Genomic DNA, 3,234 nt, shown 5'->3' on the forward strand with positions numbered 1-3,234 from the left:
TAATTTTAAATCACCCTAACCTTCCGTCAGTCCTATCCTATGGTACTCTCGCTGCTTAAAAACTGTCCGAAGTATTGCCGTAAATGGGCTAAACATTTCTGCTGCGCTCCCACGATCACACCGTTATATACGCTAAAATCATCGGAACTCAACACTGAGCGCAAATTCATGCCCCAGCATCGTCTCTAATTCGGCTCTACTCTGAGTATCCGCAGCATGAAACAGGCAAAAATCTTGACCCGTAGCTGTCGGTCAACCATTCTTTGACTCCCTTGACACACCACGGAGTTTCATCGAGATGGACGGAAAGCTTGTAATGGTGCCCATTGCCATAAGGCTTCAACGGCGGGTTTGACAGCATCAGCTACCCGCGCATTTGTTGCTTGTAATGTCCCGATCCCAATTTCAATTCCACCTAGTTCGTGCAGAAATTCTTGTTGTTTTTCATAGGACATATGCCCATAATTACCTAACCAGCTCAATAATGCTTGTAGGTTGATGCTTAAGTCAAGTCAAGGAACTATCCCGGATGCTGGTGAGCCGATTACTATTGCTCCACATTCATGACATTGACATTTGACTCGTCGATATTCCACCACTTCAATAGGTAAGGCAACTAAGCAGGCTACCTGCTGCTTGCTATAACCGATCGCATCACTTAATTCTTTGCTACCACAATGCTCGCAAGAGTCAGGAGTGCTGATTTGATATCTATCTACTCGCCCAAATCCTTTTCGGGTTTTGCCGATATGTCCCGGCTGTCCTCCTGGTTTGCGCTTTGGCTCGGACTCCATTTGTGACAAGTTAAGAAAAAGTGCAAATTGTCAAGGGGGTAGACAAAAAAAGGTAAAATAGGATGAAACCTTGACCGGACAAGCAGTTGAGCCATAATTAAACCAGTTATGAATAGCAAAAAACGAATCAACCGAGATCATGCAAAGAAAAAAAATAGTCCCCAAGTAGAAAATGAAGCGATTGCGAATCACCTGGAAGATTTATTAATTCCGGCAATGGCGGCCCAAAAAACTTTTTATCGCCAACTAAATTTAAGAGATAGAATTCTAACACTACCATTAATGATGGCAGCAATCCGCCAGTTTATTATGGCGAAATGTAGCAGGAGTAACAGAATTAACTAGATTATTAAATAGAGAAGGATTTTTATGGTGTGAGCCGTCTGAAATTAGTCAACAAGCATTGTCGAGCGAGATTTTTAACTTTTCCATCAATTTTATTTGAAAAAGTATTTAAAGAATTACTACCTCATTTTCGACAAAAATGGTTGATGAGAAAATCGAGACCATTACCACATAGCGTACAATTTGCCTTAAAAAACTTTGAAAATATCTGGATAGCTGACGGCTCAACATTAGAAGCATTATTTTGTAAACTAGAAAGTTTATCAGATGTTCCTAGTGGTCAATTATCCGGGAAAATGGGAGTAATCATAGACCTAGTAACTCATCTTCCCGAAGAAATTTGGTTTTGGGAAAATCCGAAACAAGCAGATAGTCATTGGGAAGAGGATTTACTAAAAAAAGTTAAGCCAAAAACCTTGCTGTTATTAGATAGAGGCTTCTATCACTTCGCTTTTTGGTCAAAATTAATCGAGAAAGAAATTGGATTTATTACTCGGATTAAGAAAGGTGCATCTTATCAAGTCAAGCGGGTATTAACCAATACTTATGATGTCAAAGACCAAATAATTCAGATAGGTGCAGGGACAAAAAAAACGCCTGTTTTGACTATAAAATTAGTACAAATTTGCTCGAAAAATTCCTGGCGTTCTTATCTGACAAGTGTCCAAAATCCCGAAATATTGCCACCCTATGTAGTAGCCGATTTATATCAAAGACGCTGGCGAATTGAATCGGCATTTTGTACAGTAAAGAGACTCCTAAATTTAAGTTATTTATGGACAGGTTCGTCCAACGGAATCCAGCTTCAAATCTGGGCTACTTGGCTATTTTATGCGGTTTTGGTAGACTTGGGAGATGCCGTTGCGGATGAATTAGGAGTGCCAATTGAACGTGTTTCACTCTTAAATGATTTATCGAGGGATGTATCATTTTTCTGTGGCCTATCAAAAAGGATTAGCTTCTGACCTAGTTAAGTATTTTGCCGACGCAAAAAATCAAGATTTAGGGATTGTTAAGCGACGACGAAAACCTCATGTCAGGCTAATTATTTCTCCTTTCCCTGGAACTCAAAGAAGTCCCGAACAATTTTTTTTCAATAATAAAGGAACAAATGGAGTCATATTTTAATTGGGTCAACAGGTAAAAAATGAGTAAAATTACTCATTGACAATAGTGCTTTTAGCTTAACTTGTGAGTAATGCTCGGACTCTGACTCTTTTGAGTTGTCAAAAGCGGCTGTCTCTGATTTCTGTATCAGATCGCTTGATGGGGGTTTCGATGATGTTTTGCTATTGCTAGGCTGTCTCTCTTGGAGCTTTTCGAGCTGGAGTTGTAATTTTTCAATCAGCTTCTGTTGGGTGAGCACAATTTTGACCAGCTCCTGGTGGCTCAACTGGTCAACCATTTCTAATTTTAGTGCTGCTGATAACTCTGACTTTTCGCTCATCTGACTACATTACCATATTGTTCGGCTCTCTGCGGAACTATTTTTACCTGAATCCTTACCTTCTACCATTTGGTTAAAGGTTTTTGGAGACACCCCAAACCGTCTTTTAAATTGGCTACTTTTAAGAGTTTTGGCTTGTTCGTATAACATTGATAATATTCACCTCAAATAGAAGAACGCAAATATTTTATCATCTGAATGTTTCTTGGTTATTCAAAGCCACAAGATTTTTGAGCTTTGGGAACTTATTTGGACAGACATTTTGAAAAATTCCAAATCTTTAATTATATCATAAAATATTTTTGCAAGAGGTCTAGTCTCAGATTTGCTAAAAGCATCATTCTGAGCAAAAAACACCGCTACTTTCTTAATATTGGGATTTTGCTTCAGTGCAGCTTTAACTGCGTTAGGTGCTACCACGGCCACAGGCGCGGAGACTCGGGCCACATAATCGCCAATCTGGGGAATGCCTTTAGCGGTGTTGGAGGGGCCGAGTACGGGAACTTTTGCTCGATCGGCGATCGGATCGGCACTAAAAGCCTGCTGGGAGAGAGTTGGGCCCACAAGACCTACCACCTTATCCTGATTGATCAGAGTATTGAAGGCATTGATCGCCCCTTGTTCATCTCCACCCGTATCTTGGAACAC

At 40.2% G+C, this 3,234-nt stretch carries 4 protein-coding genes and 1 pseudogene; 1 reads left to right on the forward strand and 4 read right to left on the reverse strand.

Annotated features, from left to right (window positions below):
* Positions 1-290: 290 nt before the first annotated feature.
* Both QUB35_RS38675 and QUB35_RS38680 read right to left on the reverse strand, forming a co-directional pair.
* Complete coding sequence (locus QUB35_RS38675) at positions 291-455, reverse strand: hypothetical protein (protein WP_333148335.1); 165 nt, start codon at positions 453-455, stop codon at positions 291-293.
* Between the two features lie 57 nt (positions 456-512).
* The gene (locus QUB35_RS38680; RefSeq protein ID WP_333148337.1) at positions 513-794 is read right to left on the reverse strand and encodes a hypothetical protein; all 282 of its coding nucleotides are present in this window, start codon (positions 792-794) and stop codon (positions 513-515) included.
* Between the two features lie 108 nt (positions 795-902).
* Here QUB35_RS38680 and QUB35_RS38685 point away from each other — a divergent pair.
* A pseudogene (locus QUB35_RS38685) lies at positions 903-2,267 on the forward strand (IS4 family transposase).
* Here QUB35_RS38685 and QUB35_RS38690 read toward each other — a convergent pair.
* Both QUB35_RS38690 and QUB35_RS38695 read right to left on the reverse strand, forming a co-directional pair.
* Positions 2,257-2,586, reverse strand: coding sequence for a DUF6444 domain-containing protein (locus QUB35_RS38690; protein WP_333148339.1), 330 nt, complete (start codon positions 2,584-2,586; stop codon positions 2,257-2,259). The pseudogene QUB35_RS38685 and the gene QUB35_RS38690 sit on opposite strands and share 11 nt — an antisense overlap.
* A gap of 213 nt (positions 2,587-2,799) precedes the next feature.
* The coding region (locus QUB35_RS38695) for an ABC transporter substrate-binding protein (protein WP_333148341.1) at positions 2,800-3,234 on the reverse strand (435 nt) is incomplete at its 5' end.

It is taken from the genome of Microcoleus sp. B13-B6 (assembly GCF_036705405.1).
GTDB lineage: Bacteria > Cyanobacteriota > Cyanobacteriia > Cyanobacteriales > Microcoleaceae > Microcoleus.

Excerpts from the sequence above, each read along its gene's own strand:
- QUB35_RS38680 (WP_333148337.1), bottom strand. The coding sequence starts at position 794 with ATGGAGTCCGAGCCAAAGCGCAAACCAGGAGGACAGCCGGGACATATC.
- QUB35_RS38690 (WP_333148339.1), bottom strand. The coding sequence starts at position 2,586 with ATGAGCGAAAAGTCAGAGTTATCAGCAGCACTAAAATTAGAAATGGTT.
- QUB35_RS38675 (WP_333148335.1), bottom strand. The coding sequence starts at position 455 with ATGTCCTATGAAAAACAACAAGAATTTCTGCACGAACTAGGTGGAATT.